17 protein-coding genes and 1 riboswitch are annotated in these 17,754 nt (G+C 59.3%); of the genes, 6 read left to right on the forward strand and 11 right to left on the reverse strand.

Translation table 11 applies throughout. The features are described from left to right. Positions 1–244: 244 nt before the first annotated feature. The 5 genes from GNF76_RS12500 to GNF76_RS12520 form a co-directional block, all read right to left on the reverse strand. A complete protein-coding gene (locus GNF76_RS12500; RefSeq protein ID WP_155583461.1) occupies positions 245–886 on the reverse strand; it encodes an MBL fold metallo-hydrolase in 642 nt (213 codons plus the stop codon). Between the two features lie 45 nt (positions 887–931). Further along, positions 932–3,658, reverse strand: a complete 2,727-nt coding sequence (locus GNF76_RS12505; RefSeq protein WP_155583462.1) for a winged helix-turn-helix domain-containing protein — start codon at positions 3,656–3,658, stop codon at positions 932–934. A 305-nt stretch (positions 3,659–3,963) separates the two neighbouring features. Then, positions 3,964–5,331, reverse strand: a complete 1,368-nt coding sequence (locus GNF76_RS12510; RefSeq protein WP_155583463.1) for a DUF1329 domain-containing protein — start codon at positions 5,329–5,331, stop codon at positions 3,964–3,966. Between the two features lie 27 nt (positions 5,332–5,358). Continuing rightward, positions 5,359–7,218: a DUF1302 domain-containing protein gene (locus GNF76_RS12515; RefSeq protein WP_155583464.1), complete on the reverse strand. Its 1,860-nt coding sequence runs from the start codon at positions 7,216–7,218 to the stop codon at positions 5,359–5,361. Positions 7,219–7,550: 332 nt separating this feature from the next. Continuing rightward, positions 7,551–9,233 carry a fatty acid--CoA ligase gene (locus GNF76_RS12520; protein WP_155583465.1) on the reverse strand — a complete coding sequence of 561 codons (1,683 nt, stop codon included), beginning with the start codon at positions 9,231–9,233 and terminating at the stop codon, positions 7,551–7,553. Between the two features lie 241 nt (positions 9,234–9,474). On the opposite strand from GNF76_RS12520, the gene GNF76_RS12525 reads away from it, so the two are divergent. The 3 genes from GNF76_RS12525 (at position 9,475) to GNF76_RS12535 (ending at position 12,313) form a co-directional block, all read left to right on the forward strand. Next, the gene (locus tag GNF76_RS12525) at positions 9,475–10,440 is read left to right on the forward strand and encodes a 2-hydroxyacid dehydrogenase (RefSeq protein ID WP_155583466.1); all 966 of its coding nucleotides are present in this window, start codon (positions 9,475–9,477) and stop codon (positions 10,438–10,440) included. A 30-nt stretch (positions 10,441–10,470) separates the two neighbouring features. Then, positions 10,471–11,469: a methyltransferase gene (locus tag GNF76_RS12530; protein ID WP_155583467.1), complete on the forward strand. Its 999-nt coding sequence runs from the start codon at positions 10,471–10,473 to the stop codon at positions 11,467–11,469. Between the two features lie 50 nt (positions 11,470–11,519). Further along, positions 11,520–11,641, forward strand: a riboswitch (yybP-ykoY riboswitch). A gap of 87 nt (positions 11,642–11,728) precedes the next feature. Further along, positions 11,729–12,313 carry a TMEM165/GDT1 family protein gene (locus GNF76_RS12535; protein WP_155583468.1) on the forward strand — a complete coding sequence of 195 codons (585 nt, stop codon included), beginning with the start codon at positions 11,729–11,731 and terminating at the stop codon, positions 12,311–12,313. A 131-nt stretch (positions 12,314–12,444) separates the two neighbouring features. On the opposite strand, the gene GNF76_RS12540 is transcribed toward GNF76_RS12535, so the two are convergent. From GNF76_RS12540 to GNF76_RS12555, 4 genes are all read right to left on the reverse strand, one after another. Continuing rightward, positions 12,445–13,263: a M48 family metallopeptidase gene (locus tag GNF76_RS12540; protein ID WP_155583469.1), complete on the reverse strand. Its 819-nt coding sequence runs from the start codon at positions 13,261–13,263 to the stop codon at positions 12,445–12,447. 114 nt (positions 13,264–13,377) lie between these two features. Then, complete coding sequence (locus tag GNF76_RS12545) at positions 13,378–13,998, reverse strand: SOS response-associated peptidase (protein ID WP_155583470.1); 621 nt, start codon at positions 13,996–13,998, stop codon at positions 13,378–13,380. A gap of 36 nt (positions 13,999–14,034) precedes the next feature. Beyond that, a complete protein-coding gene (locus GNF76_RS12550; RefSeq protein WP_155583471.1) occupies positions 14,035–14,295 on the reverse strand; it encodes a putative signal transducing protein in 261 nt (86 codons plus the stop codon). Between the two features lie 11 nt (positions 14,296–14,306). Continuing rightward, positions 14,307–14,486, reverse strand: coding sequence for a CPXCG motif-containing cysteine-rich protein (locus GNF76_RS12555; RefSeq protein WP_155583472.1), 180 nt, complete (start codon positions 14,484–14,486; stop codon positions 14,307–14,309). 141 nt (positions 14,487–14,627) lie between these two features. On the opposite strand from GNF76_RS12555, the gene GNF76_RS12560 reads away from it, so the two are divergent. Continuing rightward, positions 14,628–15,794, forward strand: a complete 1,167-nt coding sequence (locus GNF76_RS12560) for a 1-acyl-sn-glycerol-3-phosphate acyltransferase (protein WP_155583473.1) — start codon at positions 14,628–14,630, stop codon at positions 15,792–15,794. Positions 15,795–15,893: 99 nt separating this feature from the next. On the opposite strand, the gene GNF76_RS12565 is transcribed toward GNF76_RS12560, so the two are convergent. Next, on the reverse strand, positions 15,894–16,178 hold the full coding sequence (locus GNF76_RS12565) for a hypothetical protein (protein ID WP_155583474.1): 285 nt from the start codon (positions 16,176–16,178) through the stop codon (positions 15,894–15,896). A 184-nt stretch (positions 16,179–16,362) separates the two neighbouring features. On the opposite strand from GNF76_RS12565, the gene GNF76_RS12570 reads away from it, so the two are divergent. Beyond that, positions 16,363–16,572, forward strand: coding sequence for a hypothetical protein (locus tag GNF76_RS12570; protein WP_155583475.1), 210 nt, complete (start codon positions 16,363–16,365; stop codon positions 16,570–16,572). Between the two features lie 57 nt (positions 16,573–16,629). Here the strand turns inward: GNF76_RS12570 and GNF76_RS12575 are convergent, their stop codons facing one another. Continuing rightward, a complete protein-coding gene (locus GNF76_RS12575) occupies positions 16,630–17,217 on the reverse strand; it encodes a YajG family lipoprotein (protein ID WP_155583476.1) in 588 nt (195 codons plus the stop codon). A gap of 182 nt (positions 17,218–17,399) precedes the next feature. Here GNF76_RS12575 and GNF76_RS12580 point away from each other — a divergent pair, with 182 nt between their 5' ends. Continuing rightward, positions 17,400–17,633 carry a hypothetical protein gene (locus tag GNF76_RS12580; RefSeq protein ID WP_155583477.1) on the forward strand — a complete coding sequence of 78 codons (234 nt, stop codon included), beginning with the start codon at positions 17,400–17,402 and terminating at the stop codon, positions 17,631–17,633. Positions 17,634–17,754 lie beyond the last annotated feature (121 nt).

A 17,754-nucleotide genomic window follows, 5' to 3' on the forward strand; every position in this document is an offset into this window, starting at 1 on the left:
AGCTCCTACTTTTGCATTCTGTGATGCAGAGGACATTGGCAATGGACCTGTGCCGACGTTGGAACACGACAAACGGTAAAAATTCCGTCCCCGACCAGGCCCACATAAAACTGATTCAACAGCGTTACAACAGATGAACATGGTGAAACCCTAGCAGACGCCTCCTGAATGGGAATTGTCATTTTTGCTATAAATATCGCCAGATGGTCGTCACTTGGTGTCAGGAAAAATACCCACCTGCTCCTCAAGCCCTGACGAAGGGGTTCTCACGCATCTCATCTCCTAACCGCGTATCCGGACCGTGGCCGGTCACCACCGTCGCGCCCTCATCCAGCGTGTACAGCCGCTGCTTGATCGAACGCACAATGGTCGCCTGGTCCCCACCCCATAAATCGGTACGCCCCACCCCACGGCGGAACAACGTGTCTCCGGCAATCAGCAATTTGGCGTCGGCAAACCAGAAACTCATCGACCCCGGTGTGTGTCCCGGTGTGTGCAAGGCCACCCCGCAGCCACAGGCGAGTTCTTCCTCATCCTCCAACCAGCGATCCGGCGACGGCACCGGTGTGTACGGCACACGGAACATCTGGCACTGCATTTCCAGGTTGTCCCAGAGAAATTGATCCTCCTTGTGCAAGTGCAACGTGGCGCCGGTCTTTTCCTTTAACTGGCCGGAAGCCAGGAAGTGATCGAGATGGGCATGGGTGTGAATGATGCTCACCACTTTCAAGCCCAGCGCATCCAGCCGCGCCAGGATCAGCTCATGATTGCCGCCTGGATCGACCACAATGGCTTTCTTGCTGATGGGGTCACCAATGATGGTGCAGTTGCACTGCAAAGGGCCGACAGGGAAGGTTTCGCGAATCAGGACGGGAGGCTGGGACATCGGGCTGGCTCGGTATTCTGTGATGATGCCAATTATGCCCGAAGCCTACCCCAACAATCCCATCTCCTGCGCCCGGGCTACCGCCTGGGTGCGACGTTCCACCCCAAGCTTGCCGTTGATATGGCTGGCGTGAGTCTTGACCGTGTGCAGCGAGATAAACAACTGGTTGCTGATTTCCTGGTTCGAGCAGCCCTGGGCAATCAGATGCAGCACCGCCAGTTCCCGCACGCTCAAGGCTTCATGGGTAGGCGCAGTCTCGACACACGCCATGGCCGGCAAGAGTGCCAGCAGGTTTTGGTTCAGTAGGCCGGCGTCGCGACCCAGCTGTTCCCGCGTCCAGTCGGGATAACGTTCCAGTAGGCGTTCAAACGGCTGCAACGCCCCACCCGCAGCGGCTTCAAGTGCCTGGGCAAATGCCTGGCGTGCCTGAGGTTCCTGGCCACCCTCCAGCAACAGCTGCGTCTGCTGGGTCAATGCCATCAGGCCGATCATCTGCCGCCCATTGTTGTGGGCCTGTCGCGCCAGCGCCTCGAGTCGTTGCAGCGCGGCAAAAGGTTGATGACGAATGGCATCCAGCGCGGCCTGTTGCAGTTCGATATGTTGCGGCAGGTGTGGGTGAAACTCCGGCGCAGCCGCCGCCTGTTCACCGTTATAGGTTTGCCCCAGTCGCGTCAGCCAGGCGTCGGCCAGGTCGGTACGCCCCTGAGCCAACCACAGTTCGCATTTGATCAGGGTAATCATCGCCAGGTAGTAAATCGGTGGCACGTCCCAGATGTGCATCAATCGTTCGGCTTCAGCCAATTCGGCAAACGCCAGAGGGAAATCCCCGCGGCGGCCTTCAAAGTTAGCGATCACGCAATGACCGATCAAGACGCTAATATCCCGACAGGCACGGGCCTCGCTCAAACCGGCGCGCAAGCGGGCAATACCGGCCTCTGGCTGACAGCGCACCAGCAGCAAGTAGCCTTCATACAACGCCAGGCGGGCACGCACCGCGTACAACCGTTGAGGCGCCAACCCGTGCAAACGCTGCAAACCCTGACGGACTTCGTCCAGGGAACGCAGGATTTCACCCCGCGCCTGCAACACCCGCGCACGGTCGTAATGGGCCAGGGCCTCGAACAGCGGATTGCCGACCCTTTGCGCCAACTCCAGCGAATCGCGGTTCAAACCACGGGCACGCCACAGGTCGGCATCAACAATGGCCAGATTGGACAGTGTGGACAAGCACATCAGCCGTTGCCCATAACGTTTCTGCGGCAGGCTCTCCAAGGCCTCGGTGCAATACAGCTGGGTCAACTCACGGTTGCCGCGCCCGCGGGCAATAATCCCGCTAAGGGCCAGCCACTGGGCCAGCATCGACTTCTGGGCGGTAGCCGACGGGGCCGGAAGGAAACGGCTGAGGTGACTGGATAACTCTTCCGCCGCATCCAGCTGGCAGGCCAAGCCCAGAGCCCAGCTGTAGAGCACGATCAAGCGCGGCGTACTGATCAATAGGCTGTCGGGCAAATCCATCTTCCAGCGCAGGAGCATGCCGACGTTTTGCTCGGCCAACAGTTGCTCTTCCGAAAGGTTTTGCACCAGGTTCGCCGCCACATCCAAATGGCCTGCACGCAACGCCTGCTCCACCGCCTCATCGATCAGCCCCTGTGCATTGAACCAACGACAAGCCCGCAGATGCAGACTGGCAATGGGCAGCATCGCACTGGCAGCGCGCCGGGTACGCAGCAAGTCGGAAAACAAATGGTGATAGCGAAACCAGCGGCCCTGCTCGTCCAGCGGCACCAGAAAAACTTGGTGAGCTTGCAGGTAACGCAAGATCTCCGCGCTGTCGTGAGCCTCACGCACGGCGTCGCACAGTTCGCTGCAAAAGCGCTCCTGAGGCGCGGTGTCGTAGAGGAATGACTGCACCTCCGCAGGCAGGCAATCGATCACCTCTTCGAGCAGGTAATCACGGATCAGCCCCTCTCCACCGTGCACCCCCTGAGGCAAGGCGCCGTCGTTGCCGGCTTCAGAGGCGGCCAACAACCAGAAACGCAGGCCGGCAACCCAGCCTTCGCTGCGGCGGATAAGGTTATCCAGGGCTTCGCCGCGCAATGAACTGCTGTGGCGATCGAGCAACGCCAGGGATTCATCGTTGGTCAGGCGCAGGTCCTGCTCATGCAGTTCCAGCAAGTGCCGGGACAGTCGTAACCGTGCCAGATGCCAGTCGGGGCGCTGGCGGCTGGTCACCATTACCAGTAGCCCATCAGGCAGGTGATTGAGGAAAAACTGCAGGCATCGGTCGAGTACCGGGCCCTGGGCCAGATGGTAGTCATCCAGCACCAGCAGCAAGGGCGCGCGGGTGGACAGGTGCACCGTCAATTCATCAAGCAGCCCGTCAAGCCACTCTTCAAAGGCGAACGGCTGATGCCGCTGACGCATTTTCAGGAGGCCCAATGACTGGGCACCCAACTGAGGGAAATATTGCTGCAGGCCATCAAGCAGGCGCTCGAGAAAACGCCCAGGATCGTTATCCCTGGGGCTCAAACCCAACCACAAACTTTGCCAATGGGCCGGCAGGCCTTGGCAGAACTCCACCGCTAACGAGCTCTTGCCGAAGCCCGCCGGCGCACTGACCAGCAACAAACGCCCGCCCAACCCATCGCTCAGGCGTTCGCACAGGCGTGGTCGCAACACATGGCCGTCAGGCAACGGGGGTCGATAGAAGCGACCTTCCAGGGTGGGGATCACCGCACTGGCAGGCCCTTGGATTCGGGACAGATCAGTCATCGCCGGGCTCTTGTAGAAGGCTGTTGTCGGCATTGCAGATGTCCGCAGACTAGCGGTAAAAGCGGCAGCTTTGTAGATCTTTGCAACAATTGTCTGAAAAAGACTACAACAAAAATTAACAGGGCGTTTCCATTACTCGGCTGGGCTCAGCATTTCAAAAACCACAAATAAAATGTGGGAGCCGGGCTTGCCCGCGATACAGGCACCTCGGTGTGTCAGATACACCGAGGTGATGCTATCGCAGCGATGCGGCGACCCGACAAGCCAGTTCCCACACCCGAGGATGCGGCCTCTGTTACAGCAGGTTAGCGAACCCCATCCTGACGCAAGGCGGCCGGGGTAAAGTCGCTGGTGGTGGCGGTGAAACCGAAGTCATAGGCCTGCTTCTCTTCATTCTTCATGCCCAGCGCCAAGTAGCGGCCGGACTGCAAGTCGTAGAGGGTTTCCAGGGCGTACCATGGCACTTGCTTGTCGTAGTAGTTCTCGGCATGCGCTTCCGCCACGCGCCACAGTTGGCCGCGACCGTCGTAGTGGTCAATGACCGCTGCTTGCCAGGTGTCTTCATCGATGTAGAAGTCACGCTTGGCGTAGATGTGACGCTGGCCTTCCTTCAAGGTCGCGACCACATGCCAGACCCGACGCAGCTCGTAGCGAGCCAGGTCCTGGTTGATATGGCCAGCCTTGATGATCTCGACGTACTTGAGCTTCGGATCGTCGAGCTTGTAGCTGTTCTCGGCAATGTAGATTTCTTTCTTGCCTTCCAGTTTCCAGTCGTAACGATCCGGTGCGCCGTTGTACATGTCGAGGTTGTCGGAGGTACGCAAACCATCGGCAGCAGTACCCGGACCGTCATAGGACACTTGCGGCGCCCGGCGGACACGACGCTGGCCGGCGTTGTAGACCCACGCCGAACGCGGTTCCTTCACCTGGTCCAGGGTTTCATGCACCAGCAGCACACCACCGGCCAGACGTGCCGGCGCGGTCACTTGCTGCTTGAAGTAGAACAGGATGTTGCCCGGGTTTTTCGGATCGTAGTCCTTCATCTTGTCGCGGAACACGAACTGATCGCGGAAATACACCAGGCTGAACGAGCCGTTGGTTTGCGGCGTGGCCTGGGTCACCAGACGGGTCACGCTGCCACCGCGATAACGGGTGATGTGGTTCCAGATGACTTCGACACCACTTTTCGGAATCGGGAATGGAATAGCGGTTTCGAAGTTTTCCAGACCGTTGCCGCCGGACACCAGGTTGGTGCTGGTGGCGTTTCTCTTGATGGCGGCAAATACTTCAGCCGGCACGGTGGCGCCGCGATGGGTCGGATAGACCGGCATCTTGAAGGTGTCCGGGTAGCGCTTGAACATCGCGTACTGCCCCGGGGCCAACTTGTCTTTGTACTGCTCGACGTTCTGCGCGGTGATGATGAACTGTGGCTGCTCACTGGCATAAGGGTTAGCCAGGAAACCCCGCGCATCCACGGCACCGGCATTGGTTGGCAGCGGTGACCATTTAGGGATGGTGCCAGCCGCGTTACCGGCCATTTCCGCGCCCATCGGGGTCAGGGTCGTGCCCAGCTTTGACGCTTCATCCGCCGACACGGCCGCCATAACAACGCTGGAGGCCATGATCGACAGTCCAAGCACACCCACGTGCAACAGACTTTTAGTTATTTTCATATTCTGGTCTTCCTGAAATGCATGTGCTTAGAAGTTCACGCCGACACTAAGGGCTACGAAATCGCGGTCATCCACTGTGCTGAATTTGCCACCAAAGAAGTTGGTGTAGTTCAGGCTGGCGGTGTAGGTGTTCTGGTATTCGGCATCCACACCCAGGCTGACCGCCTTGCGGCCTTCTTCGAAGTTGCCGCCAGGGCCTGGCGAGTAACCCTTCACGTCATGGGACCACGCCACGTTAGGCTTGAGGTTGACGCCGGCAAACACATCCGGGTATTCCCAGATCGCCCTGGCGCGATAGCCCCAGGAGGTTGCGGTGGTGTAACCGTCGTTGTTGCAGTTGGTGTTCAGGCCAGCAGCGTTGGGCAGACCGGCACCCGTGCCTGTCGAATTGTTGAGAGCGGCACAGAACCCACCCGGCAGCGTGCCAGGGCCGAAGACCGGGTCACGGCCATAACGCGCCTCGTTTTTGCTTTCCAGCCCGCCGACGTGGGTAATCCCAATTTCACCGACCGTGGTCAGGCGGCTCGCACCCATGACCTGATCAAAGAAATGCGTGAACGTCGTCTGGAACTGGGTGATTTCCTTGCGGTTGTAGCCATGCAGATCCTGGCCTGGAGAGCCTTTCAACACCGAGGCGTTGCCATACCCCGGAATCGGCGTGACGCCCGCATAGAGGATGTCGGTGGTGCTCAGCTGTACCGGCGCGTTTGGCCGATAGCTCAACTCGCCACTCCAGGCGGTGCCGGTAGGCAGCGTGGTGGAGAAGCTCAAGCCGTAGAGGCGAATATCTTCCGGATACTCGACGAAGTAGTTGGAGCTGCCCGCCACGATCAACGGCCGCAGTGCAGCCAAAGGCCCCAGAGGCCGGGTGTAAGCCGAGTTAGGTGCGCCTTGGGCACTGAAGATCGGTGCACGGCTGTGGTAGTTCATGAAGTACGCGCCGAATTCGGTATCCAGCGGTTCGAAGTTGTAGTGCATGGCCACGCCGAACTGGCCGCTGTCCCGCGCATCGCGGTCCGGGCCACGACGCACCAGAACCCCTTCGTTGTTCACGTCCACACCCAGGGCGTTGAGGGTCGGCATTGCAGCACCGGGAATGGTCGAGCGTTTGTTCAGGACCCGCAGGTTGTTGCTGCAACCATCGGCAATAACATCAGGTTGGGAGAAGAACGTACCGCAGTTATCCACCACGGTCTGGTCCCACTCCAACTGGTAAAACGCTTCTGCCGACAAGTTATCGGTCAGAGTCTGCGACACATAGAACATGTTGACCGGAATCAAGCCTTCCTTGATTTCAGCCCCCGGACGACGGAACGCGGACACGTCGATCGGGTTGATGGAGTTGATGCCGCCACCAATGAAGGTACTTTCACCCCAGCTCACCACTTGCTTACCGAACCGCACGTTACCCGGCTGATCGGCAATGGAGTAGTTGTGATAAACGAAGGCATCGAGAATCTGCCCGCCGGAGGACTTGGCGCCCTCTTTGCGGTTGCTGTTGCTGACGTTCTTGAAGTCCAGGTCTTCGTCTTGCAACTTGAAGTCGTACCAGTACTTGCCACGCACAAACACGCCGGTATCGCCGTACTTCAGTTCAAGATCGTGAATGCCCTTGAAGATCTTTGAAAAGGTCTGCCCGGCCTTGAAGTTCAAGTGGCCGTCATCGGAAGTCTGCGACAACCCTTTGCCGCCGTTGTTGGCACCGATCAGGTCCTTGTTGGGATTCTGAGTGGACCAGCTGGCTCCCAGCGACAGGGACGAATCGAAGCTGCCTTCGATTTCACCAATGTTAAAACTGACGCCGAATGCCGGCCCGGCGAGCGTAGAAGCAAGACCGACGGCCAGGGGCAGTTTCGCCCGGCGCCAGAACTGGTTTACTGAGGTCATCGACGCTACTCCATGTGCATTATTGTTATGGCAGTGAGCTTTTTCCTGGGCGCTTGTAACGGCGGGAATACAACGATTCCAAAGCCGGGCGACAACCGAACCTGCGCAGGTCCGCCGCACCGCATCCGTGAAAGCTCTGGGATGGACTATAGCCAGCAGGGGGTACCGCTTGATCCCTCTAAAGTGTGATTTGCATCACCAACCCGTCTGCCACAGTCGTTTCGCCATGCCCGCGCACGCCGACGCGGCAAGGATGGCTGAAAAATTCGAATAAACAAGCTGAAGGCTTGTGTTAGAGCGCCGCCGTGCCCGTGAAGGCACGGCGAAATGCCTCAGAGGGTAGAAAGGAAGGTGCTGCTGTTGGCCTGCCATTCAATGATGTCGACACGGATACGTTTTTTGTCGAGTTTTCCGACACTGGTCTTGGGAATTTCCGTAACAATGGCAATCTGGCTCGGAATCGCCCACTTGCTCAGATGGCCCAGCTCGACAAACGGCTTGAGGTGCTCTTTGAGTTCCCTGGCCCCTATCACATGGCCATCACGCACCACCAGCAAGGCAAACGGGCGCTCGCCCCACTGCGGATCAGCAACCCCCACCACCGCTACTTCGCGTACCGCCGGATGCCGGCTGATCAAGTCTTCGAGGGCCAGGGAGGAGATCCACTCGCCGCCCGTCTTGATCACGTCCTTGATGCGGTCGCGAATGTCGATCACGCCAAAGGCATCGAGCGTTGCCACATCACCGGTGTGCATCCAGCCACCGGCCCACAGCTCGGCGCCCTTTTGCGGCTCGTTGAAATAACCTTCGCTGAGCCACGGCGCGCGCAGCACCAGTTCGCCCTGGGATTCACCGTCGGCGGGCAGGAAATTACCGTCAGCGTCGATGATCGCCGCTTCCACCAACGGCCCGGGCACACCGGCCTTGATGCGGTAAGTGGTGCGTTCGTCTTCGCTGCCGGCCATCAACTCTTCGTTGAGGTGGGCACAGGATACCAACGGGCCGGTCTCGGACATGCCGTAGGCAGCGGTCAGTTGAATGCCTCGTGCCTTGGACGCCTCATACAGCGACCGGTTGAGGGCGCTGCCGCCAATGACAATTTTCCAGCCGCCAAAATCCACACCCTGGCCGGCCTTGGCGTTGAGCACCATTTGCAGGATGGTCGGCACGCAGTGAGAGAACGTGACGTTCTCCTTGCGCCACAACTCCACCAGGTACTCGGGATCGTAACGGCCGGGGTAGACCTGTTTCAGGCCAAGCATCGTGGCGACATACGGGAGGCCCCAGGCGTGCACATGGAACATCGGCGTGATGGGCATGTAGACGTCATTGGTGCCCAGCAGTCGCACGCTGTCGACACTGCCCATGATGGTCGCCACGCCGATGGTGTGCAGTACCAACTGGCGATGGGTGAAGTACACGCCCTTGGGATTGCCGGTGGTGCCGGTGGTGTAGAAGGTGGTGGCCACCGAGTGTTCATTAAAATCCTGGAAGTCATATTTGGGACTGGCCGCTGCCAGCAGACTTTCGTACTCGCCTACCAGGTTCGGCAGCTCGGCAGTTTTTTCCTCTGCGTCGGTCAACAACAGGGTTTTGTCGACGGTGGTCAGGTGCCCGGCGATGGCTTGATACAGCCCCACAAACTCACTGTTGACCAGCACGAAGCGGTCCTCGGCGTGGTTCATGGTGTAGAGAATCTGTTCCGGCGACAGGCGCACATTGATGGTGTGGATCACCGCGCCGATCATCGGGATGGCGAACATGCATTCCAGGTAACGGTGACTGTCCCAGTCCATGACCGCGACGGTGTCACCGGCCTTGACCCCGGCAGCCGTCAGCACGTTGGCCAAGCGGGCAACGCGCTCGATCAGGGTGGGATAGGTGTAACGCAGTTTGTCGCGGTAGACGATTTCCCGGGTCTTCTCATAGCGGGTACCGGACATCAACAGGCGTTTGATCAACAACGGGTACTGGTAGGCGCCTTCGGCGGGCGGGATAACACGAGTCTGCAACATACTAATCCCTTATCTGTCTGCACGGTCTGGCTGAAAGATTTGCACTTTAGAGCCCTTGCGCGCCAGCCAAATCAGCCAAAGGAATGATTTGCAGCCCCCGACGGATGCTAGCTTTGCGCCAGCATCCAGGTTATTTCATGCTGGTGAACGCCAGCTTTACACCGATCACACTCTACTGATTATTTCATCTGATAGGCTCGGCAGATTACGCCTTCGAACCCTGTCGCAAAAGGTACAGTTGATGACGAACAATCGCCGCGCCGTCTTCCTCGATCACCCTTCCCTGGACCTGGGAGACCTCGACCTGAGCGGGTTGCGGGAGCATTTCAGCGACTTGCAGTTGTGGGAGCAAACCACCCCGCAAAACGTGGTCGAACGCCTGCAAGGCGCTCAAGTAGCGATCAGTAACAAGATCCTGCTCAACGCCGAAACCCTGGCGGCCTGCCCCGAGTTGAAGCTGATCCTGATCGCCGCCACCGGCACCAACAACGTCGACCTGGCTGCCGCCCGCGCCCAGGGCATTACCGTGAGCAATTGCCAGGGTTACGGCACACCGTCGGTGGCCCAGCACACCCTCATGCTGCTGCTCAATCTGGCGACGCGCTTGAAGGACTATCAACGGGATGTTGATACCGGACGTTGGCAGCAGGCCAAGCAGTTCTGCCTGCTGGACTACCCCATCGTCGAACTGGAAGGCAAAACCCTCGGCCTGCTGGGGCATGGCGAATTGGGCGGCGCGGTGGCACGCCTGGCCGAAGCCTTTGGCATGCGCGTTGTGCTGGGGGCGATACCAGGACGCCCGGCCCGCGCCGATCGAGTGCCGTTGAATGAACTGCTGCCGCAGATTGACGCGCTGACCCTGCACTGTCCGCTCAACGAACACACACACCACTTCATCGGTGCCCGCGAGCTGGCGCTACTCAAGCCTGGAGCGTTTGTGGTCAACACTGCCCGTGGCGGCCTGATCGACGAACAGGCCCTGGCCGACGCCTTGCGCAGCGGTCATTTGGGCGGCGCGGCCACCGATGTGTTGAGCGTTGAACCACCGACCGCCGGCAACCCATTACTGGCCGCCGACATCCCGCGCCTGATCGTCACACCTCATATCGCCTGGGCCAGCCGCGAAGCCCGGCAGCGGATCGTCGGCCAACTGACGGAAAACGCCCGGGGCTTTTTCAGCGGCGCCCCACAGCGCGTCGTCAGTTGATAAACTGCGCCCCTTTTCAAGGAGCAGACCATGGATCCGCGCAGTGAAGTACTGCTTCGTCAGGCCGAACTTTTTCAAGGTGACTTGCTGCTGGTCGGCCTGCCCGCCGACGACCTGCTGGGCCGTCTGCCCAATGCCCATGGCTGGTGCTGGCATGCCGGCGACCAGGCGGCACTGGACGCGCGTTTCGCCGAGCGCAGCCATTTTGGCGTGAACGTGCCCGAGCGTTCGTTCGACTCGGCCGTCGTGTTCCTGCCCAAGTCCAAGGACCTGGCCGACTACCTGCTCAATGCCGTGGCCGCACGCCTGCCCGGTAAAGAGCTGTATCTGGTAGGGGAGAAAAAGGGTGGCATCGAAAGCGCCGCCAAACAACTGATCCCCTTTGGTAAACCGCGCAAGCTTGACAACGCACGGCACTGCCAGCTGTGGCAAGTCACCGTGGTGAACGCCTCGCAAGCTGTAGAGCTGGAAAGCCTGGCCGAGGTTTTCGAAGTGCCACTGGCCGACGGGCCACTCAAGGTCGTGAGCCTGCCAGGCGTATTCAGCCACGGCCGTCTTGATCGCGGCACCGAACTGCTGCTGGAGCATCTGGATAAATTGCCCAGCGGGCATTTACTGGACTTCGGCTGCGGTGCTGGCGTGCTGGGCGCGGCAGTCAAACGGCGTTACCCCCACAACACGGTCACCTTGCTGGACGTGGACGCCTTCGCAGCCGCCAGCAGTCGCTTGACGCTGGCTGCCAATGGGCTGGAAGCCGAGGTATTGACCGGTGATGGCATAGACGCCGCACCGATGGGTTTGAACACGATTTTGAGTAATCCGCCGTTCCATGTCGGGGTGCATACCGATTATCACGCCACGGAGAACTTGCTGCGAAAAGCGGCAAAACATCTGGCAAAAGGTGGCGAACTACGACTTGTAGCCAACAGCTTCCTGAAGTATCAACCGCTGATCGAAGAGCACTTGGGCGTGTGCGCAATCAAGGCTGAAGGCCAGGGTTTCCGTATTTACCGTGCCAAACGCCCTTGATGGCTTTTTGAAAAAGAAGGCTTGCCGAATGGATTTTGCCTAGGCAGAATCCGCTCCGTCCTAGGGGAGTAGTCTCCCACGAGCGCCATGCTCGTCCGGCATACGTCAACATACTTGGTCAACAGACCATGGCGTATGCGACCCAGGAGTCCGCACAGACGGACCGGGGTTTGACAAGACCTATGACACGAACACCTTACCCGGGGCGGGAAGGCTGTACGTGTCATAGCCGTGTCGACCCGCCCCTGGAACTTACCTGATGCTGGATTCTCTGCTCGTCCCCACCGCAATCGTTGCCTTGGCCGAAATTGGCGACAAGACGCAACTGCTCGCCCTCGTTCTCGCTGCACGCTTTCGCAAACCCTGGCCGATCATTGCCGGCATCATTGCTGCGACCCTGGCCAACCATGCGGCCGCCGGTGCCGTAGGCGCCTGGTTTGGCAGCTTCTTCTCAGATGCGATGCTGCACTGGATTCTCGCCGCGAGCTTTTGCGCCACGGCCCTGTGGACCCTGGTGCCGGACAAGCTCGACGATGACGAAGCCAGTACCACTCGCAAGTTCGGGCCGTTCCTGACCACGCTGATTGCGTTCTTCCTTGCGGAGATCGGTGACAAGACGCAGATCGCCACCGTCATGCTGGCGGCGCAATACCCGGAGCTGTGGCTGGTGATTATCGGTACGACGCTGGGCATGCTGATTGCCAACGTGCCGGTGGTACTGGCGGGGAATTTTGCAGCGGATAAATTGCCGTTGACGTTGATTCGTCGGTTGGCGGCCACGGCGTTTTTCATTCTGGCAATCGTTGCCGTCTACAAGGCCATGCAGAGCAGCGGCTGGATCTAGGCCGATCACATGTGGGAGCCGGGCTTGCCCGCGATGTAGACGCCTCGGTCTGTCAGCCATACCGAGTCGATGCTATCGCAGGCAAGCCAGCTCCCACACAGGCCTGGCTGTCCAGGGTTACCGGAGTAAACTCAGGACTTCCTGGCCTGCTGATACAACGGCATCACCTTCGGAATCGCCGCCTGCAACGAGGCGATCCGGCTCTCGGAGGCCGGGTGGGTGCTCATGAACTCAGGTGGCGCCCCTTCGGAGGCCTTGGCCATTTTGTTCCACAGGGTGATCGCCGCGTTCGGGTTGTAACCGGCCCGCGCTGACAACTCCAGGCCGATCAGGTCTGCTTCGTTTTCATTGCTGCGGCTGTTGGGCAAGGTCATGCCGTAGTTGGCCACGGTATCGGCCAGCGCCATGCTGTCCTGGCCCAGGCCGAACAACGCACCGGCGCCCTGCTTGGCCATCTGGATACCGTAGGCTTTGGACATGGCTTCGCGGCCATGCTCACGCAAGGCGTGGGCAATTTCATGACCCATCACCGCGGCCAGTTCGTCGTCCGTCAGTTTGAGGTTATCAATCAACGCACTGTAGACAAAGATCTTGCCGCCGGGCCCACAGTTGGCGTTCATCTCATCGCTTTTGATCAGGTTCACTTCCCACTTCCACTGGGCCGCGTCCGGACGGAAGGTCGGAGCCTGGGCAATCAGCCGATTGGCTATCGCCTGCACGCGCTTGGCGTTGGCGCTGGTCTTGTCCACCAGGCCCTTGCCGCTGGCGTCCCCCAACGTTTGCTGGTAGGACTGCGCGTACATTTGGTCGACTTCCTGGCTCGACAACATGCTGAACATGTATTGCTTGCGCTCAACGCCCACGGCACCGCCGCTGGTGGTGTTGACCGACTGACAACCGGCCAGCAGCACCGCTGCGCCCAATGCACATACCGCTAATGATTTCTTCATGACACGCTCCCTGAAAACATGGCGCGTATCGTAGGCGGTCAATTGTATCGGCGCTAGATACACCAGACGTTTAACTCGTAAATTTAGGACACATCCCACAACTCGGCTCGAGGTTTAGCCCGGCGTCAAACACTCCGGCCCGTTGAGCTTCGGATCATTCACCATGTTGGCCAGCACCCGCTCGCGCAACGCGCCAGGCTCACTGGCCAATAGCGCCTGCAAGGTATGCAGTGGCGTCTCGGGATCCAGCCACGCCTCTTGCCCGGCCGCATCGAGAATCAAGGGCCGCCGCTGACTCTGCGCGGCCTGAGTCACCACCGCCGTACTCAGCCACACCTGCTCCTGCACCGGGTAAGCCTCCCAGATCGCAGCAAAGAACAGCGTCGAACCCTCCCCCGGTGTCAGCCAGTACGGCCGCTTGCGCTGGGTGCCACGCCATTCGTAGAAACCATTGGCTGGCAACAGGCAGCGCCGTTGACGGAATGCTTCGCGAAACATCGGCTGCTCGGCCAGGGTCTCCGCCCGGGCATGGGCTGGGGTACGGGACAAATCGGTGAGCCATGGCGGCGTGAGACCCCAACGCGCTCGCGCCAGGGTGCGCTGGCCGTCGGTGGCGCGCTGAATCAGCACCGAATCATTAGGAGAAATGTTCCACTGAGCCTGCTGATCCGCCGGAAAGCCCGGCAAGGCAGCAAATGAGGGGTTCCAGCGAAACAGGGCATAACGTCCACACATGGGGCAACACGACTCTTGGAGAAACTGGCTGACAGCCTAACAGACCAGCACGTCGGGGAAGCTGTCGGGTTCCTCTCCAGGCACGGGCAACGCACCGTTGTAGGCAGTGATCAGCTCACGGGCGTAGTCAGCGTGTTCGTCCTCGACCGACAACGCCAGCAAGCCAAACACCGGCAACTCCCCCACGCCACCGAGTAAGTCGCGACCTACCAGGTGCGCCTTGACTCCCTCACTGGCGAGCATGTGCTGGAGCAGTTCGCCTTCCATCAGATTTTCCGGCTCGTAGATTCGCTGCATGGGCGTACCTTTTATTCGTTCTCACTGCGCACGTTGAGCATCCATTCGCCATCATGAACCTGCAGGTCGAAAATAATGGGCCGGCAGCACACCGGGCAGTCTTCTATATATTGCTGATCGCCTCCGGACAGATCCAGTAACGCCGTGACCAGCTCTCCACAATAAGGACATTCGTACGACTCCTCTTCCATCGCGGTCTCCCAAGTGACTTGTGCGTATAATCGCCGGTCTATTTGCAGGGCTATTTTCGTTTGATGCCATTTGCTCAGACTGCGCCCTGTCACTTATCGATCCAAACCTTTACTTACCCTAGCCGTTTCTAACAAGAGAGCATGATGGGCGAATTCGATACCATCCGACCTTACAACGACAGCGAAGTCCCGGCAGTGCTGGCCAGGCTGTTCAGTGACAAGGCCTTTCTGGACATCCTGACCCACTTTCGCTTCCCGCGCTTTGCCGGCGCTTTTGGCTGGCTGCTCAAGCCCCTGATCAGTCACCGCCTGCGCCGTGAGTTTGCCGGCGTCACCACCGTGGCCACCTTGCAAGACAAAGTCGAGTTCTACGTCGACCATACCATTGACCGGGCCACCGACGGCGTGACCTATACCGGCGTCGAACAACTCAAGTCCGGCATGGCCTACCTGTTCCTGGCCAACCATCGCGACATCGTGATGGACCCAGCCTTCGTCAACTATGCGGTTTACCACGCCGGCCTGCCGACGCCGCGCATTGCCATTGGCGACAACCTGCTGCAAAAGCCCTTCGTCAGCGACCTGATGCGCTTGAACAAAAGTTTTATCGTGCATCGCTCCATCACCGGGCGGCGCGAGAAGATGGCGGCGTATCAGTTGCTCTCGGCCTACATCAACCATTCGATTCGCAACGATAGCCAGTCGATCTGGATCGCCCAGGCTGAAGGTCGCGCCAAGGATGGGGATGATCGCACTGAATCGGCGATCCTCAAGATGTTCCACATGAGTCGCAAGGACGAGGCGTTTGCCGAAGTCATCCAGTCGTTGAACCTGACGCCGGTGTCCATCAGCTACGAATACGATCCGTGCGATGCAGCCAAGGCCCGTGAGCTGTACATCCGCGCGACTACCGGCACCTACAGCAAGGCACCCGGCGAAGACGATGTGAGCATTGCCCTGGGCATCACCGGCTACAAGGGCCGGGTCCACATCAACTTCGCACTGCCGATCACCGAGCGCTTTGAAGATACCAAGCTGTTAGCCATTGAGATGGACCGGCAGATTCTTGGTGGGTATCGCCTGTTTCCCGTGCACTATCTGGCGTATGCCCAGTGGAGCGACGCCGACCCGCAACTGCAGGTGCCCACCGCAGCCGAGCTGTTCCCGGCCGACGAGTTGGCCAAGGCAAAAGCAGAATGGGAGCGGCGGCTGAATGCCTGCCCGGCGGAACATCGGCCATATCTGGTGCAGCAATATGCGACACCGGTAAAGAACCAGTATCGGGTCAAGGCAGGAATTGCACTGTAACGACTCACTCATGCGGGAGCGGCGGTGCGACTTGCTCGCGAAGGCGGTTGTAGCCGCATTCGCGAGCAAGCACGTTCCCACATTTGATCAGTGGTGTTCTTACAGGCGGGTACTGAACCAGGACGCTATCAGCGCCAACCCGAGGCAGGCAAACCCCAGTCGGTAAGCAAGGCGCTGGGCACGCAGGGTTCGTATGTCCAGGAAAAGCATTGGCTGATCAACTGCGCGCTCTTCGCTAAGTGCGGCCAAATGAGCCAGGGCCCGTTGTTCACGCAGGCGCGTGATGGACAGCAGCCAGGCGCCGGGGCAAGCGGCCAGCAATGCGAATGCGTTGAGTAGTGTTGCAGCGTTAACGCCGAGCACGGAAAGTGGCAACGACATCATGAACCTCGGTGTAACAGTGGCCTTGGTATCAAACAGGTTACAAACCTGCCCGATATGCGCTGCCTGCGCTTACGTAACTGCTCCCTCCCCCATTAACGGCTAATGTAGCCAGTAATTTACGCCGTCACCTGAACGTCACCTTAACAAGCCACTCTGTTGCCCTTCCAAAGCCCGGGAGCTTGTCATGCTGCACGCACAAAACCAGGACCGCCTGTACCTGATGACCCAAAGCGAGGAGCAAGAAGCGCTCGTCGGTGGCCTGGCGTTCAATGTCCAGGATCGCCATTGGCTGGTGTATTGCGCCCTCGGCGGACACCAGCACGCCGACCTTCCGGAACTGGATTTACTGACTGGAGTGAGTGTGCTGGACTTTTATGTCGAATCGGCCGCATGAAGACTGCAGGCACAAAAAAACCGGGCTCATTACTGAACCCGGTTTTTTTATCCGCGTTTATTGCGAACTGAGGAGTTGGCTGATGCTCGGATCCTTGAACAGGCGAGTCAGGGCGTCACTCAGGACATCACCGACCAACTTGGTGTTGGTTTCCTGGTTCGGCGCCATGCCGAAGCGCTGATCCAGGGACGCCGCGTAGCGGCCGCTGTAGCGACGGGTACCAGCAGACACATCGGACTTGAAGGTTGCGCCGATGGTGGCTTCAGTCACGTACAAGCCTTCTTTGGGCGACTGATACTTCAATTCGGCCAGGGTCACAGTTAACTGCGGGGCACCCGGGGAATTACTGCTCGGAGTGAACCCCAGCAGGCGCACAGCCGCTTCGGCCTGGGCTTGCAGCTTGGGCAGCACGTCGGCACCGGTCACCGTGATAGCGCTGGTTTCCGGGTACAGGCCACCACGGGTACCGAGGGTCGGCGACGGACGGCCATCAACCACACGCACCGACACCGGCTGGCCATGGCCGACGGCTGCCAACGGGGTGGTGATCTTCGGTTGCGGGCTGAGTTGTTGCGGGCTGTGGGCGCAGCCAACCAGGGTCAAACTGGTCACAGTGATCAAACCGAACAACAGGCGTTGCAACATACTCATTTCTCCAGGACTAGATGCAAACAGGGCGCCAGTATAACGGCGCGTGGGCGTCACTCACCAGAGATCCTGAACAATGGCTGAACTGACAGCAAAATTACAATTTTGCATAGAATCGTCACTCCAGTGTCATGCCAGACTGGCAATCTTCGAGCATGTAACGGATCAGGTACACAGCCATGCGCCTTCTCAAATCACTGTTCATGTCCCACCCCACTCATCGCTACTATGCGCGGCTTGACGCACAAGGCTGCTGCCTGGCGTTCAAACAGTGCAGCCTGCCGCCCGTCGGCGAGGGCTGGGTGGAAGTCGAGGAGATTCGCCTGAGCTGGATGCACCGTCCATTGCCCGCCAATGCCCGGATCAGCCCACGGGTTTCGCACGCACATGCCCGGCAAGCGTTGGCCTCCTGACCAGATGCTTAATAAAAGTCATTAAACAGGACCATTTGCGCGCATTTCTTCGCTACAATCTCCCCCCGATTATAAGGACGTCTCCTGATCGGGCCTCGCAGCATCGCTAATGCTCTGGTAT

It is taken from the genome of Pseudomonas spelaei (genome assembly GCF_009724245.1).
GTDB classification, from domain to species: Bacteria; Pseudomonadota; Gammaproteobacteria; order Pseudomonadales; family Pseudomonadaceae; genus Aquipseudomonas; species Aquipseudomonas spelaei.

Bases quoted from the DNA above. Each gene is read 5' to 3' on its own strand.
- GNF76_RS12505 (WP_155583462.1), bottom strand. From the start codon at position 3,658: ATGACTGATCTGTCCCGAATCCAAGGGCCTGCCAGTGCGGTGATCCCC.
- GNF76_RS12530 (WP_155583467.1), top strand. From the start codon at position 10,471: ATGGATCCGCGCAGTGAAGTACTGCTTCGTCAGGCCGAACTTTTTCAA.
- GNF76_RS12535 (WP_155583468.1), top strand. From the start codon at position 11,729: ATGCTGGATTCTCTGCTCGTCCCCACCGCAATCGTTGCCTTGGCCGAA.
- GNF76_RS12510 (WP_155583463.1), bottom strand. From the start codon at position 5,331: ATGAAAATAACTAAAAGTCTGTTGCACGTGGGTGTGCTTGGACTGTCG.
- GNF76_RS12550 (WP_155583471.1), bottom strand. From the start codon at position 14,295: ATGCAGCGAATCTACGAGCCGGAAAATCTGATGGAAGGCGAACTGCTC.
- GNF76_RS12540 (WP_155583469.1), bottom strand. From the start codon at position 13,263: ATGAAGAAATCATTAGCGGTATGTGCATTGGGCGCAGCGGTGCTGCTG.
- GNF76_RS12570 (WP_155583475.1), top strand. From the start codon at position 16,363: ATGCTGCACGCACAAAACCAGGACCGCCTGTACCTGATGACCCAAAGC.
- GNF76_RS12520 (WP_155583465.1), bottom strand. From the start codon at position 9,233: ATGTTGCAGACTCGTGTTATCCCGCCCGCCGAAGGCGCCTACCAGTAC.
- GNF76_RS12565 (WP_155583474.1), bottom strand. From the start codon at position 16,178: ATGATGTCGTTGCCACTTTCCGTGCTCGGCGTTAACGCTGCAACACTA.
- GNF76_RS12545 (WP_155583470.1), bottom strand. From the start codon at position 13,998: ATGTGTGGACGTTATGCCCTGTTTCGCTGGAACCCCTCATTTGCTGCC.
- GNF76_RS12580 (WP_155583477.1), top strand. From the start codon at position 17,400: ATGCGCCTTCTCAAATCACTGTTCATGTCCCACCCCACTCATCGCTAC.
- GNF76_RS12515 (WP_155583464.1), bottom strand. From the start codon at position 7,218: ATGACCTCAGTAAACCAGTTCTGGCGCCGGGCGAAACTGCCCCTGGCC.
- GNF76_RS12555 (WP_155583472.1), bottom strand. From the start codon at position 14,486: ATGGAAGAGGAGTCGTACGAATGTCCTTATTGTGGAGAGCTGGTCACG.
- GNF76_RS12560 (WP_155583473.1), top strand. From the start codon at position 14,628: ATGATGGGCGAATTCGATACCATCCGACCTTACAACGACAGCGAAGTC.
- GNF76_RS12575 (WP_155583476.1), bottom strand. From the start codon at position 17,217: ATGTTGCAACGCCTGTTGTTCGGTTTGATCACTGTGACCAGTTTGACC.
- GNF76_RS12500 (WP_155583461.1), bottom strand. From the start codon at position 886: ATGTCCCAGCCTCCCGTCCTGATTCGCGAAACCTTCCCTGTCGGCCCT.
- GNF76_RS12525 (WP_155583466.1), top strand. From the start codon at position 9,475: ATGACGAACAATCGCCGCGCCGTCTTCCTCGATCACCCTTCCCTGGAC.